Annotated in this window: 5 protein-coding genes; all 5 read right to left on the bottom strand. The window is 61.3% G+C overall.

Features of this window, described 5'->3' with window-relative positions; translation table 11 throughout:
• The coding region (locus AAC083_RS05490) for a UDP-N-acetylmuramoyl-tripeptide--D-alanyl-D-alanine ligase (protein ID WP_258224611.1) at positions 1 to 554 on the bottom strand (554 nt) is incomplete at its 3' end.
• Positions 551 to 2,035: a UDP-N-acetylmuramoyl-L-alanyl-D-glutamate--2,6-diaminopimelate ligase gene (gene murE / locus AAC083_RS05495; protein WP_108536045.1), complete on the bottom strand. Its 1,485-nt coding sequence runs from the start codon at positions 2,033 to 2,035 to the stop codon at positions 551 to 553. The genes AAC083_RS05490 and murE, both read right to left, overlap by 4 nt.
• Positions 2,036 to 2,124: 89 nt before the next feature.
• A complete protein-coding gene (locus AAC083_RS05500) occupies positions 2,125 to 3,876 on the bottom strand; it encodes a penicillin-binding transpeptidase domain-containing protein (protein ID WP_042039057.1) in 1,752 nt (583 codons plus the stop codon).
• Positions 3,873 to 4,187, bottom strand: coding sequence for a cell division protein FtsL (gene ftsL / locus AAC083_RS05505; RefSeq protein WP_042039059.1), 315 nt, complete (start codon positions 4,185 to 4,187; stop codon positions 3,873 to 3,875). Before ftsL ends, AAC083_RS05500 begins: the two co-directional genes overlap by 4 nt.
• A gap of 3 nt (positions 4,188 to 4,190) precedes the next feature.
• Positions 4,191 to 4,591 (bottom strand): 16S rRNA (cytosine(1402)-N(4))-methyltransferase (gene mraW / locus AAC083_RS05510; RefSeq protein WP_108536046.1); only part of this gene is annotated, 401 nt, incomplete at its 5' end.

Here is a 4,591-nt window from a genome sequence, read left to right on the forward strand (position 1 = left end):
GCCACGTTGTTGATGATGGCGGCATCAGGTTTGGCCAGTGACGTGGTCCAGGAAATCTCACCCTTGTGGTTGGCGCCCAGCTCCATCACCGCAAACTTGTGCTGCGGCTCGAGCCGCAGCAGTGTCAGCGGTACACCCACTTCATTGTTGAAGTTGCCGGCGGTGGCCAGCACCTCGCCTTCGTGACGCAGGATAGCGGTAGCCATCTCCTTGACCGTGGTCTTGCCGCAGCTGCCGGTGATGGCCAGCACTTTGGGATTGATGCGCTCGCGCACCAGCTTGCCAAGGCGGCCCAGCCCCTTGAGGCTGTCGCTGACAACCAGCTGGGGAATGGCCAGTGGCAATTCCCGCTCCACCAGCAGGGCAGAGGCCCCTGCGGCAACGGCCTGATCGCAAAAATCGTGGGCATCGAAACGCTCACCGCGCAGCGCAACAAACAGGGCGCCCTTTCTCAGGGTGCGGGTGTCGGTACTCACAGCCGTGATCTCGCCATCGCCACCGATCAGACGGGCATCGAGTACCTGCGCCAGCTCGGCAAGCCTGAGGGTCATCATGTGAATGACTCCAATAATGTGTGCAAGGCGACCACGACGGTTTCCCGGTCGCTGTAGTGCCGCTTGTCGGTTCCAATGATCTGATAATCCTCATGACCCTTACCGGCCACCAGGATGATGTCCTGTTTGCTCGCCTGACCGATGGCCAGCGCAATCGCCTTGACCCTGTCGTGCTCCACCTGCACCGCAGCAGGATCGCGAAGACCCGCCACCATGTCGGCCATGATCCGGGCCGGCTCCTCGGTACGGGGATTGTCGTCGGTCAGGATCACGCGATCCGCATACCGTTCAGCCATGGCCGCCATCATGGGGCGCTTGCCGCGATCCCGGTCGCCACCACAACCCACCAGACACCAGAGCTGACCTTTGCAGTGCACTCGCAGGGCCTGCAATGCCTTCTCAAGCGCATCCGGGGTATGGGCGTAATCGACCACGGCGAGCGGCGCATTGCCGCCACCGAAACACTCCATGCGGCCGGTCACCGGCTGCAATTGGGGGGCGGTCGCCAGCAACTCGTTGAAGTCGTAACCGAGCACCAGCATGACGCCCATTGCCGCCAGCACATTGCTGACGTTGAAGCGGCCGAGCAAGGGGGCGGATAATACACCATTCCCCCAACTGGAGTTAATCTGCGCGCGAAAACCTTGCTGGTGAAAATCGAGTTGCTGCGCCGTTAACTGACGGCCAACATGATTTTCAATCGGACCATCAACACTGAAGGCTACTGCAGTCGGGTATTTTTCGAGCCACTTGGCGCCAAGCTCGTCATCCCGGTTGATCACCGCATTCGGTGCATCGACCCGTTGCAGCAACAGCTCCTTGGCCGCGCCATACGCTTCCATGGTGCCGTGATAGTCGAGATGATCCCGGCTCAGGTTGGTGAACACGGCCGCCGCGAAAGGCAAAGCCGCCACACGATGCTGTACCAGACCGTGGCTTGAAACCTCCATCGCCACCAGATCCGCCCCCTGCAACTGCAGCTCAGCCAGATTGGCCTGTACCTGCACGGCACTGCCGGTGGTATTTTCCGCTTCGATCAGCTTGCCAAACAAGCCATTGCCTATGGTGCCCATCACGCCAGCCTTGCCACCGAGCAGAGTACGCCAGTTGGCAACCAGCAGCGCCGTGGTGCTCTTGCCATTGGTGCCCGTGATGCCGACCAGTTCCAGCCTGTTGGCAGGCTGCTGGTAGAAGTAACCGGCCAGTTCGGAGAGTCTGGCTGGCAGACTGGGAATGCCGATGCAAGGCACGCCCAGCTGAGGCGCGATAAATTCACCATCCTCCTCAAATACAACAGCGGTCGCCCCCTGAGCCACCGCCTGTTCGATAAACCGTCTGCCATCCACCTGATGACCACGAATGGCCACGAAGAGACAACCGGGCCCGACCCGCCGACTGTCCAGCTGGATATCGGTCAGGGCAAGCGCTGGGGCACGGATGCCGAAGGGGCGCAGTAATGCATCAAGTGCGCGGTGCAACATGGGAAGCCTCCGTATGGGCAGGAATGCAGACGCTCACACCGCGAAACAGCATGGAATACGCCCCAAAACAGATGGGATGGAGGGCCAGGTCAAGTGCGCGGTGCAAGGGGGGCCTCCGTACGGGCGAGTTTGGCAGGTACTGCAGGCGGTAACGCATCGGGACGAATATTGAAGAGCTGCAGCACCCCGCCCATGGCTTCGGCAAAGGGCGGCGTCGCAACGGCACCACCGTAGTAGGCATCGCCCTTGGGCTCGTTGATCACCACCACCATGACGAAACGGGGGTTGCTGGCTGGGGCAAAACCGGCAAACCAGGCCATGTAATCCTTGCCGTAGCCGCCAGCGACGGCGACCTTGGCGGTACCACTCTTGCCGCCGACCCGGTAACCGGGGATCTGCGCTCTCGGAATGGCATTGCTCACCACGTACTCCAGCGCCTGCAACATGGCGGTGGCGTTGTTGTGGTCGATGACCTGCTCGCCCTTGGGCGGCTCGGTCACCTTGACGATGGAGAGCGGCACCCGCTTGCCCTTGTTGGCCAGGGTGGCGTAGGCGGAAGCCAACTGCAACGGAGTGACCCGCAGGCCGTAACCGAACGAAAGGGTGGCCCGCTCGATATCGGACCAGCGACGACGCTGGGGCAGCATGCCGCTGCTCTCACCCATCAGTCCGCTGCCGGTATCCATGCCGAAACCGACCATGCTGAGGGTATTGATCATCTCCTGCGCCGGCATACGCAGCGCGATGCGCGACATGCCAATGTTGGAGGAGTAGCGCAGTATGTCGTACAGGTTGGTCGCCTTGTGGATGCTCACATCACGAATCTGCTTGGCCCCGATATACAGCGGTCCGCCCGGGATGGTGTCTTTCCAGCTGGTGACGCCTGCCTGCAGGGCACTCAACAAAATCAAGGGTTTGATGGTCGAACCCGGCTCATAGGTATCGGTCACGACCCGGTTGCGCACCCGGAAACTCTGGTACTGACCGCGGTTATTCGGGTTGTAGGAGGGGGTGTTGACCATGGCGAGCACTTCGCCGGTCTTGATATCCAGCATCACCATGGAACCGGAGGTTGCCTTGTTCTCGTCAGTGGCACGCTTGAGAGCACGGTAGGCCAATGCCTGTACCCGCTGGTCGATACTCAGCTGCAGATCGTTCGCGTTCTTGCCCTCCTTGACAAGGCCAAGCCGTTCGATGACCCGGCCCTGCCTGTCCTTGCGCACCCGCATCTCACCCGGGGTCGCGGTCAGCCACTCGTTGTAGCTGCGCTCTATCCCTTCTATCCCGCTGCCATCTATGTTGGTCACCCCCACCAGATGGGCACTGATCTCACCGGTGGGATAGAAACGGCGCGCCTCTGGGCGCAGATAGATGCCACCCAGCTTGAGGCCCTTGATGTACTCCGCCACCGCTGGCGTCACTTGCCGCTGCAGGTAGACGAAGCGCTTGCTCGGGTTGGAGATGCGGTGTTTGAGGGTATTGATGTCGAGCTTGAGCACAGCGGAAAGCGCCAGCCAGGCGCGTTCGTTATGAATAGCGCCGGATTCGTGCACCGTCTTGGGGTCGGCCCAGACGGCCTCCACCGGCACAGATACGGCAAGCTGTTCGCCATTGCGATCGGTGATCATGCCGCGCACAGCCTGGGTGGCGGTGGTCCGCAATGAACGCATGTCCCCTTCCTGGCGCAGCCGATCCGGGTCTATCACCTGGATCCAGGCCAGCCGCAGGATCAAGCCAGCAAACGCAATGCCGATGAAGAACACCAACGTGCGAAAGCGCCACGGATAGAGTGACGGTGCTTTCGTCTTGGGTGGGGCCTTGGCAGATGCCTTGCGTTTCATGGTTGTGTGATTACCTTCTCGGTGGTCACCAGCGGGCGAGCCATATGCAATTTATCCATGGCCAGGCTCGCTACGCGAGAGTGCTCGGCCAACGTCCCCTGCTCCAGCAGGAGGTGGCGCCATTCGATGTTGAGCCGATCCTCTTCCGCCATCAGATCGTTCTGCTGGGCGGTCATGCCACGAGTCATGTTGGTCACTAGGATCACAGCAAAGGCGGTGATCAGCACGGCAACGGCCAGCACGACCTGCAGCTTGTGCCGCCAGAGATCGCCGAGGATCTCCCTGGCCAGATGAACACGCACCTCGCTCATGACTTACTCCGCCAGTCGCTGGGCGACCCGCAGCACAGAGCTGCGCGATCGGCTGTTTTCGGTGACTTCATGCTCGGAAGGTTTGAGCGCCTTGCCAACCGCCTTCAATTTGCGGCCACCGGCCAGCTGGGCCTCGGTCAATGGAATGCCGCGCGGCACCTCGGGGCCTTTCTCGTGCTTGCGGATGAAGTGCTTCACCAGCCTGTCTTCCAGCGAGTGGAAACTGATGACGGAAAGACGCCCCTCGGGAGCGAGCGCCTGCAGGGCACCGTCCAGCGCGGTCTCGATCTCGTCCAGCTCGCTGTTGATATAGATGCGGATGGCCTGGAAGCTGCGGGTGGCGGCGTGTTTGCCCTTCTCCTTGCTCGGATTGACCCTGGCAATCATCTCCGCCAACTGGCGGG

Source organism: Aeromonas sp. HMWF014 (genome assembly GCF_963878295.1).
Lineage (GTDB): Bacteria > Pseudomonadota > Gammaproteobacteria > Enterobacterales > Aeromonadaceae > Aeromonas > Aeromonas popoffii.